This is a genomic window from Variovorax sp. J22R115, assembly GCF_030317005.1.
In the GTDB taxonomy this organism is placed as follows: domain Bacteria; phylum Pseudomonadota; class Gammaproteobacteria; order Burkholderiales; family Burkholderiaceae_C; genus Variovorax.
In genome coordinates, this window is sequence record NZ_JASZYM010000003.1 from 433,363 (window position 1) to 458,377 (window position 25,015).

General features: G+C 61.8%; 21 protein-coding genes and 1 pseudogene. 17 read left to right on the forward strand and 5 right to left on the reverse strand.

The genetic code is table 11. The features are described from left to right. Nucleotides 1-20: 20 nt before the first annotated feature. Nucleotides 21-1,400 (forward strand): FAD-dependent oxidoreductase, encoded by a 1,380-nt coding sequence (locus QTI04_RS07385; RefSeq protein ID WP_286614768.1) that lies wholly within the window; start codon nt 21-23, stop codon nt 1,398-1,400. Nucleotides 1,401-1,437: 37 nt separating this feature from the next. Next, a complete protein-coding gene (locus QTI04_RS07390; protein WP_286614772.1) occupies nt 1,438-2,418 on the forward strand; it encodes a tripartite tricarboxylate transporter substrate binding protein in 981 nt (326 codons plus the stop codon). Nucleotides 2,419-2,691: 273 nt separating this feature from the next. On the opposite strand, the pseudogene QTI04_RS07395 reads toward QTI04_RS07390, so the two are convergent. Both QTI04_RS07395 and QTI04_RS07400 read right to left on the reverse strand, forming a co-directional pair. Then, a pseudogene (locus QTI04_RS07395) lies at nt 2,692-2,787 on the reverse strand (RidA family protein); the annotation flags it as partial. Nucleotides 2,788-3,051: 264 nt separating this feature from the next. Further along, nucleotides 3,052-4,020, reverse strand: coding sequence for a LysR family transcriptional regulator (locus tag QTI04_RS07400; RefSeq protein WP_286614774.1), 969 nt, complete (start codon nt 4,018-4,020; stop codon nt 3,052-3,054). Between the two features lie 251 nt (nt 4,021-4,271). Between QTI04_RS07400 and QTI04_RS07405 the strand changes: the two genes are divergently transcribed. The 15 genes from QTI04_RS07405 (at nt 4,272) to QTI04_RS07475 (ending at nt 19,032) form a co-directional block, all read left to right on the forward strand. Continuing rightward, nucleotides 4,272-5,159 carry an NAD(P)-dependent oxidoreductase gene (locus tag QTI04_RS07405; protein WP_286614776.1) on the forward strand — a complete coding sequence of 296 codons (888 nt, stop codon included), beginning with the start codon at nt 4,272-4,274 and terminating at the stop codon, nt 5,157-5,159. A gap of 33 nt (nt 5,160-5,192) precedes the next feature. Continuing rightward, on the forward strand, nt 5,193-6,692 hold the full coding sequence (locus QTI04_RS07410; protein WP_286614779.1) for an aldehyde dehydrogenase family protein: 1,500 nt from the start codon (nt 5,193-5,195) through the stop codon (nt 6,690-6,692). 10 nt (nt 6,693-6,702) lie between these two features. Next, nucleotides 6,703-7,791, forward strand: coding sequence for a glutamate cyclase domain-containing protein (locus QTI04_RS07415; protein ID WP_286614781.1), 1,089 nt, complete (start codon nt 6,703-6,705; stop codon nt 7,789-7,791). A 12-nt stretch (nt 7,792-7,803) separates the two neighbouring features. After that, nucleotides 7,804-9,087 carry an aminotransferase class I/II-fold pyridoxal phosphate-dependent enzyme gene (locus QTI04_RS07420; protein WP_286614782.1) on the forward strand — a complete coding sequence of 428 codons (1,284 nt, stop codon included), beginning with the start codon at nt 7,804-7,806 and terminating at the stop codon, nt 9,085-9,087. Then, on the forward strand, nt 9,084-10,079 hold the full coding sequence (locus QTI04_RS07425) for a glutamate cyclase domain-containing protein (RefSeq protein ID WP_286614785.1): 996 nt from the start codon (nt 9,084-9,086) through the stop codon (nt 10,077-10,079). Before QTI04_RS07420 ends, QTI04_RS07425 begins: the two co-directional genes overlap by 4 nt. 56 nt (nt 10,080-10,135) lie before the next feature. After that, complete coding sequence (locus tag QTI04_RS07430) at nt 10,136-10,969, forward strand: transporter substrate-binding domain-containing protein (protein WP_286572171.1); 834 nt, start codon at nt 10,136-10,138, stop codon at nt 10,967-10,969. 31 nt (nt 10,970-11,000) lie between these two features. Next, nucleotides 11,001-11,654, forward strand: coding sequence for an amino acid ABC transporter permease (locus QTI04_RS07435; protein ID WP_286572170.1), 654 nt, complete (start codon nt 11,001-11,003; stop codon nt 11,652-11,654). A 7-nt stretch (nt 11,655-11,661) separates the two neighbouring features. Beyond that, a complete protein-coding gene (locus tag QTI04_RS07440) occupies nt 11,662-12,303 on the forward strand; it encodes an amino acid ABC transporter permease (protein WP_286572169.1) in 642 nt (213 codons plus the stop codon). Between the two features lie 45 nt (nt 12,304-12,348). Next, a complete protein-coding gene (locus QTI04_RS07445) occupies nt 12,349-13,125 on the forward strand; it encodes an amino acid ABC transporter ATP-binding protein (RefSeq protein WP_286614786.1) in 777 nt (258 codons plus the stop codon). Nucleotides 13,126-13,202: 77 nt separating this feature from the next. Then, entirely contained in the window at nt 13,203-13,931 is a 729-nt protein-coding gene (locus QTI04_RS07450; RefSeq protein ID WP_369292795.1) for an amino acid ABC transporter ATP-binding protein, read from the forward strand. 50 nt (nt 13,932-13,981) lie between these two features. Beyond that, nucleotides 13,982-14,857, forward strand: coding sequence for a transporter substrate-binding domain-containing protein (locus QTI04_RS07455; protein WP_286614788.1), 876 nt, complete (start codon nt 13,982-13,984; stop codon nt 14,855-14,857). 51 nt (nt 14,858-14,908) lie between these two features. Then, entirely contained in the window at nt 14,909-15,571 is a 663-nt protein-coding gene (locus tag QTI04_RS07460; protein ID WP_286572167.1) for an amino acid ABC transporter permease, read from the forward strand. After that, on the forward strand, nt 15,568-16,230 hold the full coding sequence (locus QTI04_RS07465) for an amino acid ABC transporter permease (protein WP_286614791.1): 663 nt from the start codon (nt 15,568-15,570) through the stop codon (nt 16,228-16,230). Before QTI04_RS07460 ends, QTI04_RS07465 begins: the two co-directional genes overlap by 4 nt. A 218-nt stretch (nt 16,231-16,448) precedes the next feature. Beyond that, nucleotides 16,449-17,801 carry an NAD(P)/FAD-dependent oxidoreductase gene (locus QTI04_RS07470; protein WP_286614793.1) on the forward strand — a complete coding sequence of 451 codons (1,353 nt, stop codon included), beginning with the start codon at nt 16,449-16,451 and terminating at the stop codon, nt 17,799-17,801. A 49-nt stretch (nt 17,802-17,850) separates the two neighbouring features. Next, the gene (locus QTI04_RS07475) at nt 17,851-19,032 is read left to right on the forward strand and encodes an aminotransferase class V-fold PLP-dependent enzyme (protein ID WP_286614795.1); all 1,182 of its coding nucleotides are present in this window, start codon (nt 17,851-17,853) and stop codon (nt 19,030-19,032) included. 391 nt (nt 19,033-19,423) lie between these two features. On the opposite strand, the gene QTI04_RS07480 is transcribed toward QTI04_RS07475, so the two are convergent. The 3 genes from QTI04_RS07480 to QTI04_RS07490 form a co-directional block, all read right to left on the reverse strand. Next, nucleotides 19,424-20,872 carry an IS1182 family transposase gene (locus QTI04_RS07480; RefSeq protein ID WP_286614797.1) on the reverse strand — a complete coding sequence of 483 codons (1,449 nt, stop codon included), beginning with the start codon at nt 20,870-20,872 and terminating at the stop codon, nt 19,424-19,426. A 430-nt stretch (nt 20,873-21,302) separates the two neighbouring features. Further along, nucleotides 21,303-22,334: a DUF1269 domain-containing protein gene (locus QTI04_RS07485; protein WP_286614799.1), complete on the reverse strand. Its 1,032-nt coding sequence runs from the start codon at nt 22,332-22,334 to the stop codon at nt 21,303-21,305. A 112-nt stretch (nt 22,335-22,446) separates the two neighbouring features. Continuing rightward, a complete protein-coding gene (locus tag QTI04_RS07490) occupies nt 22,447-24,849 on the reverse strand; it encodes an arylsulfatase (protein WP_286614801.1) in 2,403 nt (800 codons plus the stop codon). Nucleotides 24,850-25,015 lie beyond the last annotated feature (166 nt).

The window sequence follows — 25,015 nt, forward strand, 5'->3', positions numbered from 1 at the left end:
CTGGCAGAACAGATGAGGACATGAAGACCATGATTGATTCACCGATCGCGTCGATCTTTGAAGAGCGCTTGCGCACACCCATTGATGCGACTTATGACGTCATCGTCGCAGGCGGGGGGGCCTCGGGCTTGATCGCTGCAGTCGCCGCCGCGCGCACAGGCGCCAAGACGCTGCTGATCGAACATGCCGGGTGCCTCGGCGGCACGGGCACCTACGCGATGGTCGCGCAGTGGCTCGGCTTCTACAACGGCGAGACTCGCGTCGTCGGCGGGCTCCCTCTTGAACTGACCGAAATGGTGACGGACCTGGGCGGGAGCGATGGGTTCAGTCGGTACGTGTTGGCGGAAGCCAGCAACAAGCCCATTCCGCTCGTCAATTTTCCGTTCAATCCAGAGGTCACGAAGATCGCCTGCGACCGTTTGGCGCGCGAGGCGGGTGTCGATGTTCGCCTTCATTCACGCGTGGCAGCGCCCATGCTGCGAGACGACCGGATCTGCGGCGTGGTCGTGGAGGACATTGGCGGCCGTCGGGCCTTTCGTGCCAACGTGGTCATCGATGCGACCGGCGATGCGATGGTCGCGGCTGCGAGCGGTGCCGCTTTTGAGGGAGGAGAGGAAGAACTGCGTCGGCGCCGCCAGCCTTGCACACTCGTCTTCCGCCTCTCGAACGTCGACGTCGCCCGCTTTCGTGCGTTGCCGCGCGAGGAGAAGCGCGCGCTCGCGCTCGAGGGCGTGAAGGCAGGTCGAATCTTCTGGGAGAGCCTTTCCTTCTGCAGCACGCCCGGCAACACCGATGCGATCTGCCTCATGAGTCGCATCCCCGAGATCGATGCGCTCGATCCTGCCGACCTTGGCCGCGCGGAAAGCGAAGGGCGAGGCCAGGTCCACTCGATCGTCGGCTTCCTGCGCGAGCGCGTGCCGGGCTTCGGGCGTTCGACGCTGGCGAACATTGCTGCCCATGTCGGCGTGCGGGAAACGCGCCGCATCCGCGGACGCTATGCCCTGACCGAGGAAGACATCGTGAGCGGCAAGCGCTTTACGGATGCCATTGCGCTCGGCGCCGGCCCGATGGACCTTCACGAAGCCGGCGGCACCGGCATTTCGCTCTGGATGCCTGAACATCCCTTCGAGATTCCGATGGGCTGTCTTCTGCCCGAGTTGACGCCCGGCTTGATCGTGACCGGCCGCGCAATCTCCGCCACGCGTAGCGCCAATGGCGGCAGCCGGCACATGGGCACGGCCATGGCACTGGGCGAGGCCAGCGGCGTGCTGGCGGGACTTGCAACGGCTCAAGCGGTCGAACCCACTGCCGTCAACCATCAGGCCGTGCAGGCACGACTCCGGCGCGATAGCGCGCTCGTATCCCTGGAGGACGCCAAAGCTGTCGCACTGGCCACCTAAGGCGGCCCAACGTATCCCAACAATTTCAGGAGACGCAATGTCCTCAAGTTCGCGCAAGTGGCGCATTCTCGCCGCCGTTCTCGTCGTTGCAACAGCATGGGCCAACCAGGCAGCGGCCCAGGGCTTTCCGACGAAACCGCTTCGACTGGTGGTTCCCTATCCGCCGGGCGGTCCCTCGGATACAACGGCACGTGCCGTTGCGGGCGGCATGGCCGCGGCGCTCGGCCAGCCTGTGGTGGTCGAAAACAAGCCCGGCGCCGGCGCGATTGTGGGCAGTGAGGCCGTCCTTGCAGCGCCGCACGACGGCTATACCCTGCTGATGGGCAGCAACGTTCTGACGACGGGCAAATGGTTGTACCCCAAAATGTCCTTCGACGCGATGCGTGACTTTCGCGCCGTCGCAGGCGTGTTTCGCAGTCCTCACATCGTCGTCGCGGCACCGACTTTTGCCGCAACGAACATCCAGGACCTGATTCGCATGGCCAAGGCGCAGCCGGGCAAACTGGACTACGCGTCGTCAGGCGGCGGCACGATGCCTCACCTGGGCGCAGAACTATTCAAGCAGGCGACGGGAACCTCGATCACGGGCATCCCGTACAAGGGTTCGGGCCCGGCTCTTACCGCAGTGATGGCCGGCGAGGTGCCCGTCTACTTCGACATTCAGTTCTCCGCTCAGTCGCTGCTTATGGCTGGAAAATTGAAGGCCTTGGGCGTGACTGGCAAAGAACGCTCGCCACAGTTCCCGAAAGTGCCCACCCTGATCGAGCAAGGGCTGAAGGATTTCGAGCTGTATTCCTGGTTCGGCATCGTTGTGCCTTCCGACGTTCCTGATGCAGTTGTGGAGCGTCTGAATGCGGCGGTCAATCAGGCGATGGCAGCCACCTCTTTCAAAGAACAACTGGATCGTCTTGGTGCATTTCCCATGGGAGGATCGCCCCAGTCGTTCAAGGCAATGATGGAGAAGGAGGCCGCCCTGTGGGGGCCAACCATCAAGAGAGCCGGCATTACGCTTGAATGACGGGTCGCGCGTCGGAATGTCGGCTTCCGGGTCACGAGACTGGCCTCGAGCGGCTGCTTGCTGGCATCCCCATTGAATGGCTGGTGTTGGCCCCGGTTGCTCCAGTTCTTCAAGCTCACGCAGGTGTCTGCAACGGGCACGAAGCAGCACATCCGCCCTGCCCTCCCCTTCGTCTGCTCTCGCTGAGAAGCCGTCGGCTACTCTGGCAAAAACGCTCCCAATGCCTGGGGTGCCGGCTCCTGCCCAAAGCGGATACGTGAACGTCCCACCGACCTAGGCCGCTTCCACGAGTTGCGCGATCAGTTCGATCTCCACGCAGGCGCCCCGCGGAAGCTGCGCCACGCCTACTGCGCTACGGGCGTGAGCGCCCAATCAGCAGGTGTCGGACCATGCTCGCGACGCTGAGCTCGTCCGGAACGCAGGGCTCGTGTCGGTGTGCCAGCCATCGGATTTTCGCGAGATGGGCCGAGTTCTCGGCCTATACATCGCGCCGCTCGACCCACCCGCCACGCGAAACATTCTCATAGCGACGCCCAACGGGCTTACAAGCGCCCTAACGCGAAGGCGGTCATCAGTCTCCTGTGCGAAGCCGTAGCGAGCCAGCCGCTGCCGCCGCCGCCGAAGCGTGCCGACCTAGTCTGAGAGCACGCCTTCGGTGCGCTTGGCCCTCGCGTCGGAGTTGAGCGATTGCGTCGTCCCCGCGAACCTGGCAACAACGCCGTCAAGCGCGCGCAGTACGGCGGCAATTGCTGGTCGTCTGAACGTGCCTTGGACCATCGCCACAAAAATTCGGCGCACCATCAGTGGTGCCACCGGCACCACCGCGAAGGCTGGGTCGGCTGCCGCCGCCCGGAGCGCCAAGGCAGGGAGAACAGTGACCACGTAGCCAGTGCGAACCATCTCGAGTGTTGCCGCCATGTTGCGGCAGCTGGCCACGACGCGTGGCGTGTAGCCAGCCTCATGGCATGCGTTGACGATTTGCGCCTTGTAGGTCTGCGCGTTCCTGTTGATGGCCCAGTTCTCAGATGACAACTCCGAGACCTGAATCGATGCTTCCTTGGCTAATCTGTGATTGGCTGCCATCACCACTGAGAAGTGGTCTTCATAGACAGGTCGGAAGTACAGCATGCTCGCGAGCGCTTCTGCGCTAATCGAGTCGTCGACCAACGCCAAATCGACCTGTTTTGCTGCCGCAGCTTTCAGGCTCTCGCCAGGCTCTAGCTCTTCGAAACGCAAGTCCAATTGCGGGAACTCACGCAGTAGGTCTTCAAATACCGCGGGGATGAAGGTGGTCGCAACGGACCCGAACGCGGAAATTCGAACTTCCCCGGCCACCGCGCCCTTGGCGGAGGCCAAGTCGGCTTCAATTTCGTTGACCAGGTCCAAAACCTTGGCCGACCGAGCGACAAGGCTCTCCCCGGCCAGAGTTAGCCGGACGCCGCGGCCGGACCGTTCGAAAAGCACCGCTCCTGTCTCTTGTTCGAGGATGGCGAGCTGCTGGGAAACAGCCGGGCGGGTTAGGTTTACGGCTTCAGCGACCTTGGCGATGGTGCCCAGGACGGCGAGCTCGCTTAAAAGGTGAAGCCGGGAGAGATTCAGCATAAGGCGACAGAAAAACTAACGTTGTTTTACGCCTCTCAAGGGCCCATGGCACCCTCTACTTAGGGTTTCCCCCAAGGAAAAATAGACGAAGGTTCATTGCATGCAAGTAGCGCGCCAGGGCTGCGGGCCGCTTACTGATGACGGTTCAATAGGAAAGAAAAGCTAACGTTCTCCGTAAGCATCTGTGGTCTTATCTTTCGAGACCCTTCTCCATAAAGTTCACTCATTCCAAACAGGAGCGATTGAAAGTTATGAAGAACGTTGCATTCATTGGTGTAGGCAAGATGGGCGCGGAAATGGCTTCCCGCCTGGTCGCCGCAGGCTTCAAGGTCACCGTATTTGACCCAAACGACGCTGCAGTCAAGGCGCTGGTTTCGAAGGGTGCCGCTGCCGCCTCGAACCCGAAGGCCGCTGCGGAGGGCGCCGACGCCGTCATGTTCAGCCTTCCCACGCCGGCCATCCTTCGCGCCGCGGTGACTGGCCCCGAAGGCGTGCTCAATTCCGTCAGCAAGGGCGCTGTCCTGGTTGACTTCAGCACGGTCGACCCTGAAACCACGAAGGAACTCGCCAAGGCTGCTGCCTCGAAGGGCGTCGAGTTCCTGGACTCGCCGGTCAGCGGCGGTGTGGCCGGTGCGGCAAACGGCAAGCTCGTCCTGATGGTCGGCGGCGATGCTGCCGTTCTCGAACGCGCAACTCCGATGCTGAACAACCTGGCCGGTCGCATCGTTCATTGCGGCCCCATCGGCGCCGGCCAACTGACCAAGCTGAGCCACAACCTCATCGTTGCCATCAACACCGTTGCACTCGGTGAAGTCCTTGCCGCAAGTGTCAAGGCTGGCGGGAATCTCGAAGTGCTGTGTGACGTTCTGACCGCTGGCATGGCGGGCAGCAAGATGCTCGACTGGTTCCACAAGACGCTGTTCACTGCGGAGCGGCCGGCGTTCTTCGCCATCGACCTGATGCACAAGGACATCGGCCTGTGCCTCGACGAGTTCTCGAACTACCCGATGCCCCTGGGCCAGCTGGTCAAGCAGACCTACAACGCCGCACGCGCCAAGGGCCTCGGCGGCAAGGACTCTACCAGCATTTGCGAAATCTACGAAGAGTTGCTGGGCGTGCGCCTGCAAGCAGCCGCCTAAGTCTTCAACCATCCCCTTTTGCGAGAGATTCACGTGAGCAACTCTACTCAATCCAAATACGGCGACGTCAAGCTGCCGAGCGCCGGTTTGGCTGGCAACTTCATCAATGGTGAATGGTCCAAGCCGATTGGTGGAAAGACCTTGGCGGTCGTCAATCCCTGCCGTCTGGACACCATCGCCAACGTCGGAGCGGCTGATGCGCGGGATGTGGACGCTGCAGTGGCCGCAGCCAAGGCGGCGTTCCCTAAGTGGCGTCGCAGGGCCGCTCGTGAGCGCGGCGCGATGCTCATCGAGTTCGGCAACCGCATCACGGCCAACGCCGAGGAAATTGCCAAGATTCTGGCCGCCGAAACGGGCAATGCCCTGCGCACCCAAAGCCGCCCGGAAGTCGCAAGCACTGCCGAGGTCCTGCGCTACTACGGCGGCGTCATCGCCGAGCAGAAGGGTGAAACCCTCCCACTGGGCCCGGGCCTCTTCAGCTACACCACTCGCGAACCCTTCGGCGTGGTCGGCGCCATCATTCCCTGGAACTCGCCGCTGGTGCTTGCCGCCGTGAAGATTGGCATGTCGCTGGGCACGGGCAACACGTTGGTCCTGAAGCCCGCCGAAGACGCGCCGCTGGCCGTCATCCGCATCGCCGAGCTGGCCGCCGACATCTTCCCGGCTGGTGTGTTCAACGTCGTGACCGGTGAAGGCCTGGAGGCAGGCGCTCCCCTGAGCCAGCACGCCGACGTCGCGAAGGTCTCGTTCACCGGCTCCCATGAAGTGGGCCAGAAGGTGGCTCACGCCGTCGCCGACCGCATCGGTCACCTGACGCTTGAGCTCGGCGGCAAGAGCCCCTGCATTGTCTATCCGGACGTGGCGGGCGACTCCCAGCTCGACACGACCGTGAACAACATCATTGCGGCGATGCGCTTCGCCCGCCAAGGCCAGTCGTGCACGGCCGGCTCCCGCTTGTTCATCCACGAATCCGCCTGGGGCAAGGTCATGCCGCGCCTCGTCGAGAAGGTCAACGCGCTGAAGGTCGGCGACGCTCTTGACGAATCTTCCGATATCGGTGCGGTCATCAACGCGGAACGGTACACCGCCGTCTGCGGCTTCATCAAGGAAGCCATCGACGCAGGCGCCAAGGTCGAAACCGGCAAGCTGCCGCCCGCAGTTCAGGATGCCAAGGGCTATTTCCCGACGCCTGTCATCTTCAGTGGCGTGGACAACACCTGGCGCATTGCGAAGGAAGAGGTCTTCGGTCCCGTCCTGGTCGCAATCCCATGGAAGGACGAAGCCGAAGTGCTGGCTATGGCAAATGACACCCACTACGGCTTGGCTGCGTACGTCTTCACCAACGACATCAACGCCGCAATGCGCGCCACCGAAACGTTGGACGCCGGCTGGATTCAGGTCAACCGTGCAGGCGGTCAGATTCCGGGCATGTCTTACGGCGGTGCCAAGCAGAGTGGGATCGGCGCTGAGTACTCGATTGAAGGTGCACTCGAGAGCTACACCAGCCGCAAGAGCGTGACGTACGGCATCTGAGGTGACCAAAATGGACGTGACAACCTCGTCGACCACAGCGAGCGCCGCGACCGGCGTCGCCCTGACATCGGAGCAGGTTGAATCGGGCAACCGAATCGACCGTCTGATGACCCTGGAAATCCGTCCGCTTAGCGGCGGACTTCCCCCAGGTATCGTTGTGCCCATGTACGAGGTCTGTCGCGCCCATCAGGGAGCGCCACTCTCGATGGCCGCCGCCGCCGCCCTGAAGGCCAAGGTCCGCCCTGGCAGCACCGTCGTCATCGCGACTGGCGCCGGCGTTGCTCCCAAGCTGCCCTTGGGCGAAACCGACGGGCCCGTCGGCGCCGCGGCGCTGGCCGCGGCTATCGTCAAAGGTCTGCATGCCAAGGTCGTCTTTGTGACCGAAGACGCGCATCTCCCACCAGTCGTCGCCGCTGTCGAATTGGTCAACACCAAGCTTGCCACTTGGGCCGAATCCCAACCAGGTCGGACCTACGAACCTATCACGGTCGAGTCGTTCCCTATCGGAATGAACGCAGGGCAGACCCGCTCTCGCGAACTCATCGAAAGGCTCAATCCCAGCGCCGTCGTGTTCGTCGAACGGGATGGACCAAACGTCGAAGGTCAGTTCCATGGTGTTCGGGGCGATTGCCGCGACCCGCTCACCGTCGGCTATGTCTACCTGCTCGCGTACCACGCCGCTGAAGCAGGCGTCCTCACCATCGGCATTGGCGATGGCGGCAATGAAGTTGGCTTCGGGGCGGTCCGCGAGGCAATTCGCGACGTACTTCCCATGCGCGGTCGTTCGCTCGCCGGCCACGCCTCCGGCGTTGTGACCGTCGTCCCGACGGACGTGACCGTGAGCGCCGCTGTATCCAACTGGGGCGCGTGTGCAGTCGCGGCAGCCTTGGCAGTCTTGCTCTCGGACACCGAGCTGCTCCATGACCCCGACACCGAGCACGAACTCATTGCCGTCACCGTCGCTGCAGGTGCACGAGATGGCGCCACTTCGAAGCAGAGCATGGTCGTCGATGGCATCGACTTTTCGGGCCATCTCGCCTTCGTCTCCCTTCTGAGGGTCGTTGCCGGAATCTCCATCCGCACCTCGTCCGCCGCGTAAGTAGGAACTCGCATGCAACAGAAAAAATCCACAGACTCCTTCGGAAATCCGCTCGACCCCATCGTCGGATTCGCAAGGGGCCGCATCATTCAATCCAGCGTCGACGAAGCTCGACGTCTTCGCCAGGGCCAGAAGGTCGCGGCCGAACGCGTCCGCAAGCTCGGCCCCCAGTCGATTGGCGTCTTCACCGGCAACCAGCGTGAGTTCCCACTCAAGGTCGAAGACCTAAACACTCACTGTGAAGAGTGGGTCGGGCCAGGTCTCTTCGCCGAGGAGCTTAGGCAGGCCGCTATCGCTCACATGGGCGGGCTTCCGACCGACGGAGTCGCCACCGTGAACCGCACGAGCGCCGGCATCATCGCTGCCATCGCCGCGCTGGCCGAGGGCCGCAGCGTCGTTTCCGTGGTGCCGCCTGGCGGTCGTTCGCACGCATCGGTCATTCGTGGTTGCGGCATCGCACGAGTCGAACTCCACGAAGTGCAAGGTGACAAGGACTGGGCTGCAGCCATCGAGCAGCACAAGCCTGCGCTGGTCGTCATCACCACCGTGACCAGCAGCCTCGAGTTCCTGGACGACGCAGTTGCAATGGATGCCGCAGGCGTCGCGAAGGCGCGCGGAGCCAAGGTGCTGCTCGATGAAGCCTACGGTGCTCGCATGAGGCCCGTGCTGCGGTCTGGCGTTCTCAGCCTCAAGCTTGGCGGCGACCTGGCAATCACCAACTGCGACAAGGCCGGTCTGTCTGGTCCACGTTCTGGGCTTCTGGTGGGGCGTCCTGAGTTGGTGACGCGAGTCTCCGCCAAGGCCTCGGAGTTCGGGATGGAAGCCCGGGCCCCTATTGCGGCAAGTGCCCTTCGCTCGATTCAACGCTTCTCCCCGCAAGACCTCATCGACGAGGCACAAGCCGGGCAAAAACTGGCTCATGCACTGCAAGAGCGTCTCGGAGCAGAACTCGTCGCCGTCAGCGACCTCGGGCCGATGATTGAAGAGGATCTGGCGCTCAAGGAGGTCTTCCGCCGTGCAGGCAGGAGCACCGACAACGCCGGCGTCACGCCCGCCGAAGTGACCTCTGCCCTGGGCATGGTCCTTCTGCGTGACCACGGCATCTTGACGGTCAACACGCACGGTCAACCAGGCGCCCGTGTCTCTGTGCGCCTCAAGCCGACTCATGGCGCCATCGAGCGCGTCGGCGGCATGGCTCGCGTCATCGAGGCGATGAACACTTCGTTCAGCGAGGTCGCCCGTTACGTCGCGAAGCCCGAGGACCTGGCCCAACTCATCTTGGGGGACACGAAATGACGGTCGACCGCAAAGTGCTTGAATCCATCGACGAGCGGCTCGACAAGTTAGTGAGCTTGGACATCGGCGGCCGCGGCGTCGAACACCTCTACGTGGCTGCTCGGGCACGCCAAGGCGGCTCCCTGGTCGGTGCGGCAGCAGATGCTCTGCTGGGCGTGCCGGACGGCGCAACCGTCTTTGTGACCACAGGCTCGGTCTCGCGTGCCTGGATCTCGACCGAAATCGGCGAAAACGATGGACCTGCCGGCGCCGCTATCGTGATTCGCGCCCTGTCCATCGGAAAGCGCGTCCATTGCGTGCTGCTCGCAGAAGAGACTCTGCTTCCGGGCATGAAAGCCATCCTGACCAGCGCCGGCGTGACAGTGCTGCCGTTCAAGCAAGCGCAAATCGCATGCAAGGATGGAAGCCTCGCAGTTTGCTCGCTCTTGCCGTTCACGACCAAGGACGAGGACGCCAAGGCCGAGGCGAAAGCCTTGCTCGCCAGCTACAAGCCCAGCCTCTTCTTCTCGACTGAGCGGGTCGGACGCGCGAGAGATGGCGTGTACTACAGCATGCGTGCCATCGACTACGGCATGGGGCGGGCGCGCATCGACGTTCTGTTCGACGAAGCGCTTGCTCAAGGCATTCCCACGGTGGCTGTCGGCGATGGCGGAAACGAAATCGGTATGGGAGCTATCACCCAGGCAGTCGCCGACCACGTGAAGTTCGGCGCAACCATCGCCGCAGTGACGCCGGCAGATGTGCTGGTCACCGCTGCATGCTCGAACTGGGGCTGCAACGCAATCGCCGCGGCAATCGCTGCGCGTCGAAAGAATGCGCGCCTGCTAAACACCCCGGAGTTGGAGCGTCAATTGCTGATGCGCGGCGTGGATATCGGCCTCATCAACTCCGTGCAGAACGTCGTGGACGCCAATGTCGATGGCATGCACTTGGACACACACATCGCCTTCACCGAAATGCTGCGCGCTGTCGTCAAGCCGGCGCTCAACTGACCGGCTGCTTACCAATCCTTCCCATCAACCCATCCCCACCACAAGAGGAGTTCTCCATGCGCAAACTTATTGGTGCTGTCTGCATGCTCTTTGCAGGTCTGCTCGTCTCGCAAACTTCTGCCGCCCAGGAGAAGTCCAGGCTCGACGAAGTGCTCGCCCGCGGCAAAGTCATCGTGGGCGTCAGCAGCGAATCTCCGCCCTTCGGCTTCGTGAATGAGAAGGGTGACCTGTCTGGCTTCGACATCGACGTGGCCAAGCTCATCGCGAAGGGGCTGTTCGGAAGCGACGACCCGAAGCACATCGAGTTCGTCAAGCAGAGCTCGGCAGCTCGTTGGGAGAACGTCAACAGCGGCAAGGTGGACTTCGGGATTCACGTGGCAACGGTTCTTCCAGACCGCATCGCGCGTGTCGCATTCACCCGCGGCTACATCGACTCTTCGATTGTTGTCATCGTGAAGGCCGACTCGAAGTTCAAGACCTTCGCAGACCTCAACAACGACAAGGTGTCGACGGCCATCCTGTCGACTCCTGTGCAGGCTGAACGTGCCAAGCAGTTCTTCCCAAAGGCCAAGACTACGACGCTGGACTCCATCGGCGCTCAGTTCACTGCGGTCAAGGGCGGACGAGTCGATGCAGCCCAGCTCGACGAGCCGGTGGCCCTCTGGTACGCCGCGCAGAACAAGGACGTGCGAATCCTCGACGAGCGGATGACTGCGGTCACCAACAACGCCATCTACATGAAGCAAGGTGACTTCAAGTGGTGGCTGGCCCTGGATACGTACGTCAATGAAATGCGGGCAGGCTCCATGTTCAACGACTATTCCGCCAGCTACAAAAAGTGGTTCGGCAAAGACGCGCTGAACACTAAGTACTACGTGAACGCCAAGTGAGCGTTGGGCGCTGCACAGAGGGACAGCAATCATGAACTGGCTCAATCTAGCCGCAGGATGGCTGCCGGAGTTCTTCGACGGCTTCCTGGTGACGCTCGCGCTCGTCGCGATGTGTCTGCCAGTTGCGGTGGTGCTGGGCGTGCTGCTGGTCCTTCTGCGCGTCTCAGAGAGGGCGGTGGTCTGGGTTCCGACCTACGCCGTGATCGAGTTCCTTCGGAACGTTCCGACGTTCCTTCTCATTCTTGTCGTCTACTACGGCGCTCCTCTTCTAGGCTCCAGGCTAGACGGCATTTACTGCGGCGCCATTGCAATCGCTGTGCAGCACACAGCGTATTTGGCGGAAGTCTTCCGAGGGGGCGTGTCCGCGGTGCCCCGGACCCAGTGGGATGCCGGACGTGCAATCGGGTTAAAGCCGGCGGGCGTGTTCTTCCGCGTCGTGCTGCCCCAAGCGGTGCTCAAGGTAGTGCCGGCGATTGGCAATCAGGTCGTGGTGCTCATCAAGGACACGTCACTTGTGGCCGGTATCGGCGTCGTGGACCTGACCTTGAGCGGCAAGCTCGTCATGGAGCGCACCGCCTCATCTTACGAGGTGTTCGTGGTCATCGCCGCCTTCTACCTCATCCTGACCACCATCGCCAGCGCCCTGTTCCGTTGGCTCGAGATTCCTGCAGGCAAGCGCCGCTGAGGTTCACATGGACGTTGCAATTCTCAACCTCGGTTATCTCCTCAAGGCGGCGATTGTGACGCTTGAGATGGCCGCAGCTACAGTGGTCTTCAGCTTCCTGCTGGGGACGGCACTCGGCGTGTTCGCCGCTCTCGGTGGCACGGCGGTGCGCTCGGTGCTGACGGTGTACGTGTACATCGTTCGCGGGGTGCCCGTTCTCGTGCTCATCTTCATTGCTTACTTCGGCTTGCCCCGCATGGGCCTGGATGCCCCGAACTATGTGGCGGCGACTATTGCCCTGGTCATCTACTTCGCTGCGTTCGTGGCCGACATCGTGCGCGGCTCGATTCTCGCCGTCCCCAAGACGACCGTAGAAGCGGGCATGTCTATCGGGCTGCGCAAGGCGCAAATCCTGACGCAAATTCAACTCCCTCTCGGCATGCGTCTGGCGCTGCCACCCCTCGTGACGACGGCGTCGATTGCTGTCAAGAGCACCTCGTACGCATCCATCGTGGGTGTCTGGGAGCTGACCTACGCCTCGCGTGAAGTCGTGGAACGCACGCTCGCAGCGTTCCAAATCTTCTTCGCTGTGATGCTCATTTACTTCTGCATCTGCTACCCCATCTCGCTCGGCGCAACGTACCTGCAGCGCCGTCTCAAGACCTCCTGAAGGCAAACGATGAACTTAGCGCACTCCCCAACATCTCGGCGGACCATGATTGAGGTCAAGGGCGTATCCAAGAGTTTTGGAAGCAACCAGGTCCTGAAGGACATCTCCTTTGACGTGAAAGAGGGAGAAGTTGTTGTCTTGGTGGGCCCCAGCGGTTCCGGCAAGTCGACCCTTCTTCGCTGCATCAACTTCCTTGAGGAATTTCAGGCGGGCGAGATTCTGGTTGACGGCGATGCTGTTGGCTACAGCGGCGGCACAAGCGGCCCCTCGCGGCGCCGCCAGTCTGAAGCAGACGTAGCCAACCTAAGGACCAAGGCTGGAATGGTCTTCCAGAACTACAACCTCTTTCCGCACAAGACGGCCATCGAGAACGTGATGATGGGACCGGTCCTTGTGAACAAAGACTCGAAGGCGGATGCCCGCGCGCATGGTCTGGAGCTCCTGGCCAAGGTAGGCCTAAAGGACCGGGCAGACCACTTTCCGTCTCAGTTGTCCGGCGGCCAGCAGCAACGCGTGGCAATCGCGCGGGCGCTCGCCATGCGCCCCAAGGTGATGCTCTTCGACGAGGTGACGTCGGCGCTGGACCCAGAGCTGGTTGACGAGGTCTTGAAGACGCTGCGGGACCTCAGCAACGAAGGCATGACGATGATTATCGTGACGCACGAGATGCAGTTCGCACGTGACGTCGCCGACCGGCTTCTGTTCTTCTATCAGGGAGTAATCATCGAAGACGGTCCCCCCGCTGAGGTCTTTGCCAATCCGAAAACGGAACGCTTCCAGACCTTCGTGAAGCGCTTCCAGGCAAACAGCCACCGGGGTTGAACAGGAGAACTGTCGTGAAAATACTAGAAGGTGCCACGATGATGAGCTCGTCTGCAACGAGGGCCGCCGAACAGCCCATTCTCGAGTTGAGGGACATTCACCTCGCATTCGGGAACAACGTGGTCCTGAAAGGCGTTGACCTCGCGGTTCAGCGTGGTGAGGTAGTTGTCATCGTCGGCCCGAGTGGTGGGGGCAAGAGCTCTCTGCTTCGGTGCGCGAATCTTCTTCAGCGCATCGACTCTGGGCAGATTCTCCTAGAGGGCGTAGACCTCTCATCCGGTTCGCTGAACGAGAACCAGATTCGGCAGCGAGTCGGGATGGTTTTCCAGCACTACTACCTCTTTCCGCACCTTAATGTGCTGAAGAACCTGACGCTGGCCCCGCGCCGTGTTCTCAAGGAATCCCCCGCCGACGCAGAGGTGAGGGCCCGGGAGTATCTCCGAAAGGTTGGCTTGGCCGAGAAGGCCGACCACTACCCCGACCAACTCTCCGGCGGACAGCAGCAGCGCGTCGCAATCGCTAGAGCACTCATGATGCAGCCGCATGTGATGCTTTTCGATGAGGCGACCTCAGCTCTCGACCCTGAACTGGTCGGCGAGGTTCTGGCGGTCATGAAGGACCTTGCCAAATCCGGGATGACGATGCTTGTCGTCACGCACGAGATGGGCTTCGCTCGCGAGGTCGGTGACCGTGTGGTGTTGATGGCCGGCGGAAACATTGTTGAGCAAGGTCCGCCGTCGGAGGTTCTCGACCATCCGAAGCAGGAACGAACCAAGCAGTTCCTTTCGCGCATGACAAAACATTGAGAACGCAGCAGTTGCTCCCCATCCCTTCCCAATCACACTGAAAGTAAGCCATGAATCGCATTCTCTTTGCCTCGATTTCCGTCGCCATCGCAACGATGTCGTTTGCCAGTGCTGCCGCGTCGAAGGTGAACGTTCCTCTTCCCCCTGAGGTGAAGAGCGCGGGCTTTCTCACCGTTGGCATCAACTGCACGTACCCGCCCGCGGGCTACGTCGGCATTGACGGGAAGCCGGCCGGCTACGAGTACGCGATGGTGAAGCGCATCGCAGAGTTCGCGCTCGGTACCGGCGACGGCCTGAAGACACAGTGCGTGAACGACAGCAACCGCATCCCGTTCCTGCAGTCGGGCAAGATTGACATGATTCTGGCGTCGCTTGCATACACGCCGGCGCGAGCGGAACAGCTGGACTACTCGAATCCGATTTGGGTGAGCAATCTGCAACTCATTGTTCCGAAGGACTCGAAGGTGGCCGACTATGGCGACCTGACCGGCAAGACCGTCGTGACGCCAACCGGCAGCACCTATCAAACGTGGCTGCAGAAGTGCTATCCCCAGGCGAACCTGGTCACGTCGCAGACGGCGGCAGAAGGCTCGACGATGCTGACTCAAGGCCGGGCGGATGCCTTCGCGTACATCGACGTGTACGGGTTCAACTTCGCCCAGATGCAAAAGAACTTCAAGGTTGTCGGGACTCTCGCAGCGACCGCCGTCCAAGGCGTCGGCGTGAAGAAGGGCAACAAGCCGATGCTCGACTGGGTGAATGCTGTGCTGGAAGAGATGCGGGCCGAAGACGCTTTCTTCAAGTCGTTCTCCCAGGAGGTGAAGGACCCGACCTTCGCGGCCAAGTATCGCCAGTTGGTCCCGGGCCCGAACCTGAAATTGGACTACTCCAAGAGCGGCGCCCTTGACTGTCTGAAGGCTTCCTGAGGAAGAGTTCGGACGTACTGCTGAGCGCGTACCTGCGATGAAGAGGAAAACATGTTTACATCAACCCTGAACGAGCTGCAGGTCTTGCTCGGCGGACTTGGCCGAACACTGCTTATAAGCGTCATCGGAATTTCGATGGGAATCGTCCTCGGGATGCTGATGGGCGCCGCTCGCCACGCTCGAATTCCCGTGTTGAGCCAAGTCATCGCCTGCTACGCGAACCTGTTTCGATGTACTCCGCTCTTGGTGCAGGTGGTGATGCTCTATTTCGCGCTGCCTGACCTCGGAATCAAGCTGACGCCGTTCGATACCTCGTGGTTGGCGCTCGGACTGTGGGGTGCCGCCTATCACACGGAGATTTTCCGAGCTGGGTACGGCGCGGTGAATCCGAATGAAGTGGTCGCAGCTCGTGCGCTCGGCATGTCCGCGCCGAGTGCGTTCCTGGACGTCACGCTTCCGCTCGGCGTCCGTGCATCGATTCCGGCGGCCACGACGATGGCAATAACCCAGTTCCGCTCCTCGTCGTTCATGATTGCCGTGGGCTACCAGGAGCTCACTTACGTGGCGAACCGAATGGTCGCCGATACCTTCAAGGTGTTCGAGATTTTCGGCATTGCCGCTCTCGCGTACCTAGTTGTGTCCAACATTATCGCCATTGCGTCTCGCCGGCTTGAACGTGCAGTCGCAGTTCCGGGTCTGGGAGCTGTGAAATGAACCAGGATTGGATTGGACCCGTTGCGTCCCACATGCTGAGTGGCCTCTATGTGACGTTGTGGGTTTCCTTGCTCACGACGTTGCTGGCGACGGCGATTGGTCTGTTCATCGGGTCGCTTTCTGCTAGTACGACGAGGTGGGTGCAAGTTGCCGTCCGGCTTTACATCGACATCTTCCGAGGCGTGCCATCTCTTATTACGCTGCTCTTCGTCTTCTTCGCGCTCCCGCATGTCGGCATCACGACCGGTCCCATTACTGCCTCCGTACTGGGACTTGCTGTCTGGGGTGGGGCGAACATTGCCGAAACCGCTCGTGGTGCATTGAAGTCCATCTCGTCACGTCAGACGGAAGCGGCAAGAGCACTTGGATTGAGCAAGGTTGAGGCGCTCGTCTTTGCCGTTATGCCTCAGGCCATCCGCCGGTTTCTCCCACCGTACATCGGCCAGTTGACCGTGCTCATCCAGGCGAGTGCTTTGACATCGGTAGTCGGCGTCACCGACCTGCTCGGGTCTGCGCGTCAGATGATTGAGCGGCTCGCCTACGTCAGTACCGACGCGCACGCAGTGCCCATCTACTGCGGTGTCCTGCTCGTCTTCTTCGCCATTTGTTATCCACTTACTCTGCTGGCTAGCTACCTCGAAAGCAAGCTGCGCAGCTAACCTATCATGAACATGCAATCGCAAATTCGTCTCGTCGCCGAGGCTGGCTCACTGCACCCTTTGAAAAGCCACTTGCTCCAGTGGACAGGCCCGACTGAGGGCAATGGCTCTGACCATAGCAGTCTCACATTGGCGGTGCGCGCTATCCCGCCGGCCAATGATGCGCGTGAAGTGGACCTCCGCAACGTAGCGGTCCTTGGCTACAACTGAGGTTTGCCATGACCAAGCATACGGCAGCCACTTTGCCCGGGCGAGACCAGACGTCGGATTCCGCTGGGCGTCATCGCGTCGTGATAATTGGGGGCGGCGCAGCCGGGCTCGAACTAGCAACTCAACTTGGCAGGCACGAGTGGCTCTCGGTGACGCTCGTCGATAAGGCGCGCTCCCACATCTGGAAGCCGAAGCTGCATGAGATTGCAGCGGGCAGCATGAACATGGGGCGGCACGAGGTAGGCTACCTGGCGCACGCACGTGACCACGGCTTCGTGTATCGAATGGGCGAGATGACTGGCCTTGACCGGCAGTCTCGCGAGGTGGCAATTGCGCCCTTCGTCGACGGGGAGGGCGAGCAGATTACGCCGGCTCGCACGTTTCCCTACGACACGCTGGTCCTTGCGGTTGGAAGCCAGAGCAACGACTTCGGAACTCCAGGTGTCAAGGAGCACGCGCTCAAGCTAGAGTGTCTTAGCGACGCGGCGCGGTTCAATCGCAAATTGATGAATGCGTGCTTTCGTGCACAGTCTCAGGAGGGCGTTCTGGCAGCGGCGCAGCTGAGGGTTTGCATCATCGGTGCGGGCGCCACTGGCGTCGAGTTGGCGGCCGAACTGCTTAGGACCGGGCGTGAAGTGATTGCGTACGGCGCTTCCGTTTCGACCAGCAACAAGGGGCTCGAGATTCATCTTGTCGAGGCGGCGGACCGGATACTGCCCGCGCTTCCTCCCAGACTTTCAGCGGCCGCACACAAACTTCTCACGAAGCAGGGCATCTCGGTTCACGTCGGAGCCAAAGTGGCGAGAGTTCACAAAAATGGCGTCGAGTTGAGCGACGGTGAGTTGCTCCCCGCGGAAATCACGGTCTGGGCTGCCGGGGTCCGGGCTCCAGACTTCTTGCGGAGCCTTCCCGGCTTGGAGGCGAACCGAATCAATCAGCTGGTCGTTCGCCCGACCCTGCAAACGACGAACGATCCGAGAGTGTTTGCTATTGGGGATTGCGCGGCCTGTGCAAAGCCTGACGGCCGAGGCTTCGTGCCTCCGCGTGCCCAGGCGGCGCACCAGCAGGCCGCCTTCTTGGCGCGACATCTGCCCACGCACGTCGAGGGCCGCCCGCTTCCCAACTACACGTACCGCGACTTCGGCTCTCTGGTCTCCCTCGGCTCCTACAGCACCGTCGGAAACCTGATGGGCGGGGTGGTAGGGAAGAGCATGTTCGTGGAGGGTGTCTTCGCGAAGTTGATGTACCTCTCTATGTACAAGATGCACGAAGCCGCACTGCACGGATGGCGGCGTGTGACGCTCGAAACGCTAGCCCGTTGCCTTGAGCCCTCAAGCGGCTCGCGGGTCAAGCTGCACTAATTCCACGCTGGTGCCGTTGGTGGCACAAGCAGCAATCACGAAGGACGAAATGAGCGCTTCCCTTGACATCAACGCCGTTCGGCAGGAGTTCCCTGTGACGAAACGGATGCTCTACCTGGATTCGGCCCATCAGACGCCCATGCCGAACTGTGTTCGAAGCGCATTGAGCGAATTCTTGGTTGAGGGCAACGAGATGGCTGGCCCCAAACCGGTTTGGATGCGTCGAGTCGAGGTCGCCCGCGAAAAGGTGGCGGAGCTTTTGCATGCCTCGTCCGACGAGATTGCGTTCACAAAGAACACGTCCGAGGGGCTCAACATAGCCGCAAACGCAGTGCCATTGCAGCCCGGGAGCACCGTCCTGATGCTCGAAGGGGACCATCCGAACAACGCCTATGCCTGGCTTCACCTCAAGCGCAGAGGCGTGAAGGTCAAATTCGTGAGCCTTCCGGATGACCAAGTGGCGAACGCAGATACGTTTGCCGACCACATTGACGAGTCGACCCGTGTGATCTCACTTTCGCACGTGACGTTCCACGCCGGTCAGCGCCACGACATCGAGGACATCGGACGGCACTGCGCGAAGAAGAACATCTACCTAGTGGTCGATGCCATGCAATCCGTCGGGGTCCTACCCATTGATGTCAAGAAGCTGGGCGTATCCGTCTTGGCCGCCGGATGCCATAAGGGACTGCTGGTGCCACAGGGCACAGGGATTTTGTACGTGAAGCAGAACCTCCAGGAGCTGCAACCTGTGTACCTTGCCATGAGTAGCCTGGCCAACCCACCCGAGGACTATGTGGCAAGACCGGACGAGATGACAACCCGCCGAGATGCTGGCCGCTTCGAGTTCGGCAATTTCAATCTCCCACACCTGCATGCGCTCACGAGGTCGATTGAGTTCATTCAAAGTATCGGCGTCGCGAGCATCGAAGAGCACGTGCAGATGCTCGGGGACCGACTCATCGAGGGATTGGACGAGTTGGGCGTTGCCCTGGTGGGGCCGCGACAGCGAGGCCAGCGAGCTCACATCTACGTCCTGGCTCTTCCTGCGGCGAAGTGGGTGAACTACCTCACGCAGAATCTGGTCCGTGTTTCGCCCGAGCGAGGTGGCGTCCGCATCTCGTTTGGCGCCTTCAACACTCCGGATGACGTTGACCAACTCCTCGGCCTCGTTTCATCGCGCATGCGCAGACGGGTCGATACCGACGGTCCGTCCGGCGCGATGGATTGAGATCCCATGTGAGTTGGAAGGTGCCGGCGCTCCACTGCGGCGCTGTCGTTGGGGGCATCTGAACTGACGTATGGCGTAGGCGCTTCGTACGGCGCCGAAGCAAACTTTCGCCTTGAACGGCTGCCTTTCTAAGGCCGCTAGTTCCGCAAAGGGCACGAAGCCGCAGATCCGCCCTGCTCTTCCTAAGGACGGTTCCCGCTGCACAACGGAATTTTCCTGCTCGGCCTTTCGATAGCAGTTTCGGGCCGAGGCCGTGTGCAAACGCTCGGCTTCCAGTGCGCAGAACATTACTTGAACGCGGCGAAGTGCCAGAAGCAGTTTGTCCAGTAGGCGGCGCGCAGCAAGTGCGCCGGGGTCGTTCGAATCGGTCGTCAGAGGGGCCTTATAAGGCTCACGCCTCCATCAATCTCATCGCCTTCATCGTCCTGGCGATACCCAAGATCGCGATGACCCTCTTCAGGTTGTAAGCCAACACGTGCAGGCTCATCTCGGTGCCCACGTGCTCCAGTTTCCTCGTCAGGAAGTGCGTCCAACCCATCCAGTACTTCAGCGTGCCGAAGACATGCTCGACGGTGCATCGTCTTAGTGTCATAGCGACGGGCTTGCAATCAAGGCGTTGCTGGACGCGCTCGAGCACCGCTTCATGCTCCCATCGCCGGATGCGCCGATAGGCGCTGGGCGTGCACTGGCTTTTCAGCGGGCAGTTGGGGCAGGCGCTGGTCCAGTAGAGGCGTGCTTTTAGGCCACTCCTCTCGATCGTGCCGAACCTGAAGATGGCTCGCTGCCCCGCTGGACACTGGTACTCGTCATCCTTGGCGATATAGATGAAGTCGCTCTTGTCGAAGCGCCCCTCGGCCTTGGCGTTGGAGGTCATCGGCTTGGGAACGTAGGTCGTGATGCCCGCGTCCTCGCAGGCCTTCAACTCCGTGCCGTTGAAGTACCCGCGGTCGGCAAGGGCTTGCAGCTTGGTCTTGCCCATCGCCTCGCGCGCAGCCTTTGCCATCTTGCTGAGTTGCGCGCGCTCATGGCCGACGTTGGTGACCTCGTGAGCCACGATCAAGTGGTGCCTTGCATCGACGGCGGTCTGAACGTTGTAGCCCACCAGGCCCGTGCTCTTGCCTGACTGAAGCATCGAACGTGCATCGGGATCCGTGAGCGAGCGCTGCTCGTCGGGCTCCTTCTTCAGCTGTTCCTTGGTGGCATCGAGTTGCTTCATCTGCTCGCGCAGCTTCTTGATCTTGTCCTGCAACCGCTCGGTCTTGGCCTCGACTTCCGGCGGCTGCGTGCGGTCGGCCGTCTCCAAAGCATCGAGGTAGCGCTGGATGCTCTGCTCGATCTGCTTCTGACGACCGTCGATCTTGCCGGGGGTGAAGTTGCGGTCGCGGCTGTTGACTGCCTTGAACTTGCTGCCGTCGATGGCCACGATAGCGTGGGTGAATAGCTTGAGTTCACGGCACAGGATGACGAAGCGGCGGCAGACGTTGCGAATGCCCTGACCGTTGTCGTGGCGGAAGTCGGCAATCGTCTTGAAGTCCGGTGCCAACCGGCCGGTGAGCCACATCAACTCGACGTTTCGCTGCGCTTCACGTTCCAGGCGACGGCTGGACTGGATGCGGTTCAGGTAGCCATAGATGTAGAGCTTCAGCAGGACCGAGGGGTGATATGAGGGGCGCCCAGTGGCGGCGGGCTCGACGCCTTCGAACCCCAGTGAATAGAGATCCAATGCTTCGACGAAAGCATCGACGACGCGCACGGGGTTGTCTTCGCCGATGTAGTCGTCAAGGCACTCTGGCAGCAACGTGACCTGCTGACGGTCCTCGCCTTCGATGAATCGCTTCATGGGCCACCACCTCGTTCAGACGGGTTGGCTCAATATAGGCGACCATCTGAGATGTTTCCACACACCCTCGGCCCGTTGCTGTCCGTCGAGTTTGCCGTCCGAATCACTGCAATGGTGCGGGGAGCAGACGTTCCGTCACGCCAGTAGCCCACGCCTTGCTCGACGCCGGCAAGAGCGCCCGTCCAGAGTCCTCAATCTATGTTGCGCGGCTTGACCAGTGCGCTCACCCGGACGCTTTCGTCCTGCACGAGCTTGAGAACGAGCCGGGCGAGGTGCCTACGGGCGCTGCGCCGATCACGGTGCACAGAGCGATCTGCCAACATGCGCAACGTTGCCCCCGAGCAACCTGCGAAAGCTGGCGCGCGACGCCCGCCTGCAGACCGTTGAGCGCTTCACGCCTCCGTTGGATTGTTGGTTCCGTGGCCGCGCGCTAGTGAGCCTCCGCCGCCACCTTGGCCACTTCGTGGGCCTGGGGCGTTCCGCCAAGCTCTCTGAGCTTTTGCGCCACGGCCTCGGTCTCGAAGTCCCAGGTGAGCACACCGAGGGCCGCGCGCCCTGCGTCAAGTTCGCGGCCGATGCGCGCCACGTCCTCGTCAGACATCTTGGGGCCCTTGTGGAAGAACTGGCCGATGAGCCCGCCTCCGACAGCGCCGGCGAGCGTGCCTCCCGCCAGGGACAGACCGCTTGTGGGGATCGCAGCGATCAGGCCCAGAGCTATGCCAATCCCCATGCCTTTCTTCCCGGCCCGCGTCCCGAGCTTGTGCTGCTTGACCTTTCCCTCCTGGTCCTTTGCGAGGACGCCGATCGCGTCGAGCTTCATGTACTCGGTGGCCTTGTCCCACTTCTTCAGCGCCTCGGCTGCTTGGTCGGCGGCCGCCTCGTTGGCGAAGAATGCGAGGACGAGCTGCTGCTTGTCTCCGCCCATATCCTCTCTGCGCTTCCGCGGGATCACAGCCTCTTCCCTCGTGATCCCGTGACGTTCGAGGTACGCGAATATCTGCTCGCCGCCGTTGGACTTGCCGTCCAACTCGGACTTGAACCAGTCCCGGATCGCAGGCTCGTGCGCCTGCAGGTCCTCCCCCAGCGCTTTCAGCTCGGGAGTGCGGGCGCCCTTGCTGATCAGCTTGTAGAGCAGCACTGCCTCCGCTGTCTCCACCATCATGACCCTCGCCGCGTTCTCGAAGCTACCGAGGAGCCGCGAGAATTCAGCTCCCTCCCGTCCCAGCTTCTCGACCTGCTCCACGCTGAGGCCGAGGCCGGCGTCATGGGCGAATTCCTCGCAGTAGTGGACGTTGAACCACTCCATCGTCGCGATGGCCGTCAACACCTTGGCATGTTGGGGATGCATCTCGGCCAGGGCTTCAAACATTCCTACACCGAAGATCTCGAAATCCCATGCGACCTTCAGCATGGCTTGCTCTGTCCGCCCGCCGGCGAACTCGTGCTTCTCTACGAATGACATGACAGGTACTCCTCATTCCGCGTTTAGCGCATGGAACGCGCCCAGTTGTCGTAGGCGGCTCTGGCGCAGTCAGGCCGTTGCTTGGCCCTGCCATCGTCCCAAGGGCATGCGCCTACTGCCTTGCCATCGCGATCCGCAAGGCGTCCTCGGGCGAGACCAGGTGGTCCACGCTCTCGGCAGCGTCGGCAATGGCAAGTTGCACCCCTTTGACGCGCCCGTTGAAGGCGTTGTCCTGCGGGCCGTAGTCAGGTGACACGGGCGCACCGCTGTCCGCGCCAACATCGCAGCCGTCATCGGCGGAGAAGACCATGGCCTGGGTCATCGGCACCGAGCCTTCGCCGACCTTCTTGCCATCGACGAAGAGCGTCACCTGGCCGCCCTTGCCGAGGCCCCCTCCCGCATAGGCGAACTCCATGCGCACCTGGTGCTCGCCGGCGGGCAGCGGGTCCGCCGACTCGACGAAGTAGTGATTCACGCCCGCGACGTTGTAGCAGTATTTGAGCTTGCCCTTGTTCGCGTAGAGGCTCCAGCCACCGATGTTCGCACCTTGCGCGATGATCACGCCCTGAGCACCCGCGGGCGGCACCTCGATCTCGGCGGTCACCGCGTGGGACTTGTTCTTGATGCTCAGGACGCAGTTCTCCGACAAGCGACCCATGCCGCCGAACAGCAGTTGCGTCTTTCCCCTGATCAGGACGGGCCGGCCCGCGGTATCGGGGTTCATCTTTTCGACCACCCGGTCGTCGATGGGCAGCACCTTGTAGCGTGTGGCCTCGATCAGCCACAGGCGCTGCAATTCGTGCAGCTTCTCGGGCAACTGCTTCGACAGGTCACGGGCCTGGCTCCAGTCCTTGGTCGTGTCGTAAAGCTCCCAGACATCGTCGTCGAGTGCCACGGTCTTGCGTCCCACGAGGATCCACGGTGTTCCATGCTTGGTGACAGCGGTCCACCCCTTGTGATAGATGCCGCGGTTGCCGAACATCTCGAAGTACTGGGTCTCGTGCCGCTCCGCCGCGCTCGCGTCGTTGAAGGTGTACAGCATGCTGACGCCCTCGAGCGGGTCCTGCGCCACGCCGTTGACCTCTACAGGCTCGGGCAGGCCCGCCGCCTCGAGAATCGTCGGCGCGATGTCGATCACGTGATGAAACTGCGAACGCATCTCGCCCTTGGCGGCGATCCCGTTCGGCCAATGGACGATCGTGCCGTTGCGTGTCCCGCCCCAGTGGGAGGCCACCTGCTTGGTCCATTGGTAGGGGGTGTTCATGGCGTGCGCCCAGCCCACGGCGTAGTGGTTGTACGACTCCGGGCCGCCGAGCTTGTCGTAGCGTGCCATCAGAAACTCGGGCGTTTCGAGTGCGGCCAGGCCGTTGAAATTGGCCATTTCGTTGTAGGCACCGTTCAGCGTGCCTTCGGCGGAGGCGCCGTTGTCGCCAACGATGTAGTAGACGAGCGTGTCGTCGAGGATGCCGAGCTTCTCCAGGCTGTCGAGCAGGCGACCCACGTGATGGTCGGTGAATTCCATGAAGCCTGCATAGACCTCCATCTGCCGGCGCAAGATCGGCTTGAGCGCTTCCGGCATGGCGTCCCATGCTGGAATCTCCTCGTGACGGGCGGTGAGTTCGCAATCCGGCGGAATCACACCCAGCGCCTTCTGCCGGGCAATGGTTTCCTCTCGCAGCTTGTCCCAACCCTGGTCGAACTTGCCCTTGTACTTGTCGGCCCACTCCTTGGGCACGTGGTGGGGAGCGTGGGTCGCGCCGGGCGCGAAGTACGCGAAGAACGGCTTGTCGGGAGCGAGGGCCTTCTGCTGCCCGATCCAGGACATGGCCTTGTCGGTCATGTCCTCCATCAGGTGATAGCCCTCCTCGGGCGTCTTCTTCGGCTCTACCGGGTTGGTGCCTTCATACAGGCTCGGATACCACTGGTTGGCCTCGCCCCCGATGAAGCCGTAGAAATACTCGAAGCCGCCGCCGCCCGTCGGCCACGCGTCGAAAGGGCCGACCGAACTCGTTTCCCACACCGGCACCTCATGGCACTTGCCGAATTGCGCGGTGGAGTAGCCGTTGAGCTTCAGGGTCTGCGCCAGTGGTGACATGGAGTTGGGAAGCACCGAGCTGTAGCCCGGAGCCCCCGTGGCAATCTCGGTGATGCCGCCCATGCCGCAGGAGTGGTGGTTGCGGCCGGTCAACAGCGCCTGGCGCGTTGGCGAGCAAAGAGCGGTGGTATGAAAGCGGTTGAACTTCAGGCCGCCCGCTGCCAGCTTCTCCGCGTTCGGGGTCTGGCAAGGGCCGCCGAAGGCACTGGCCGAACCAAAGCCGGCATCGTCGATGAGGACGATCAACACGTTGGGCGCTCCCTTGGGCGGGCGCAACTGGTCGATCGGCGGAAACTGGGTGTCAGGGTCCCGCGCGTCGTAGGTGATGAGGCCGGGCCTCGAGGTGTTGCGCATCGGGAGATGCGTACGAATCTTCCCGTCACCCGAATCTTGGCCCTTGGGCTTGGCTGGATTGCTCACGACTTTCTCCTCGATTGAATCGATGGAGCGAGTTCACATCACGGAAGTGCCCGCCCCTTTGGTCCGTCCTCGTTCAGGCGGACGCAGTGAGCGTACTCGGAACATGCCTTGCCCGCCACAGGAACTTGCCGGCGATACCAAAGTCCGCTCGCCTCGAAAGCGAGCG

What these genes read in the sequence shown, in the direction of transcription:
- QTI04_RS07385 (WP_286614768.1), top strand. Translation starts at nt 21, where the DNA reads ATGAAGACCATGATTGATTCACCGATCGCGTCGATCTTTGAAGAGCGC.
- QTI04_RS07390 (WP_286614772.1), top strand. Translation starts at nt 1,438, where the DNA reads ATGTCCTCAAGTTCGCGCAAGTGGCGCATTCTCGCCGCCGTTCTCGTC.
- QTI04_RS07400 (WP_286614774.1), bottom strand. Translation starts at nt 4,020, where the DNA reads ATGCTGAATCTCTCCCGGCTTCACCTTTTAAGCGAGCTCGCCGTCCTG.
- QTI04_RS07405 (WP_286614776.1), top strand. Translation starts at nt 4,272, where the DNA reads ATGAAGAACGTTGCATTCATTGGTGTAGGCAAGATGGGCGCGGAAATG.
- QTI04_RS07415 (WP_286614781.1), top strand. Translation starts at nt 6,703, where the DNA reads ATGGACGTGACAACCTCGTCGACCACAGCGAGCGCCGCGACCGGCGTC.
- QTI04_RS07420 (WP_286614782.1), top strand. Translation starts at nt 7,804, where the DNA reads ATGCAACAGAAAAAATCCACAGACTCCTTCGGAAATCCGCTCGACCCC.
- QTI04_RS07425 (WP_286614785.1), top strand. Translation starts at nt 9,084, where the DNA reads ATGACGGTCGACCGCAAAGTGCTTGAATCCATCGACGAGCGGCTCGAC.
- QTI04_RS07430 (WP_286572171.1), top strand. Translation starts at nt 10,136, where the DNA reads ATGCGCAAACTTATTGGTGCTGTCTGCATGCTCTTTGCAGGTCTGCTC.
- QTI04_RS07435 (WP_286572170.1), top strand. Translation starts at nt 11,001, where the DNA reads ATGAACTGGCTCAATCTAGCCGCAGGATGGCTGCCGGAGTTCTTCGAC.
- QTI04_RS07440 (WP_286572169.1), top strand. Translation starts at nt 11,662, where the DNA reads ATGGACGTTGCAATTCTCAACCTCGGTTATCTCCTCAAGGCGGCGATT.
- QTI04_RS07445 (WP_286614786.1), top strand. Translation starts at nt 12,349, where the DNA reads ATGATTGAGGTCAAGGGCGTATCCAAGAGTTTTGGAAGCAACCAGGTC.
- QTI04_RS07455 (WP_286614788.1), top strand. Translation starts at nt 13,982, where the DNA reads ATGAATCGCATTCTCTTTGCCTCGATTTCCGTCGCCATCGCAACGATG.
- QTI04_RS07460 (WP_286572167.1), top strand. Translation starts at nt 14,909, where the DNA reads ATGTTTACATCAACCCTGAACGAGCTGCAGGTCTTGCTCGGCGGACTT.
- QTI04_RS07465 (WP_286614791.1), top strand. Translation starts at nt 15,568, where the DNA reads ATGAACCAGGATTGGATTGGACCCGTTGCGTCCCACATGCTGAGTGGC.
- QTI04_RS07470 (WP_286614793.1), top strand. Translation starts at nt 16,449, where the DNA reads ATGACCAAGCATACGGCAGCCACTTTGCCCGGGCGAGACCAGACGTCG.
- QTI04_RS07475 (WP_286614795.1), top strand. Translation starts at nt 17,851, where the DNA reads ATGAGCGCTTCCCTTGACATCAACGCCGTTCGGCAGGAGTTCCCTGTG.
- QTI04_RS07480 (WP_286614797.1), bottom strand. Translation starts at nt 20,872, where the DNA reads ATGAAGCGATTCATCGAAGGCGAGGACCGTCAGCAGGTCACGTTGCTG.
- QTI04_RS07485 (WP_286614799.1), bottom strand. Translation starts at nt 22,334, where the DNA reads ATGTCATTCGTAGAGAAGCACGAGTTCGCCGGCGGGCGGACAGAGCAA.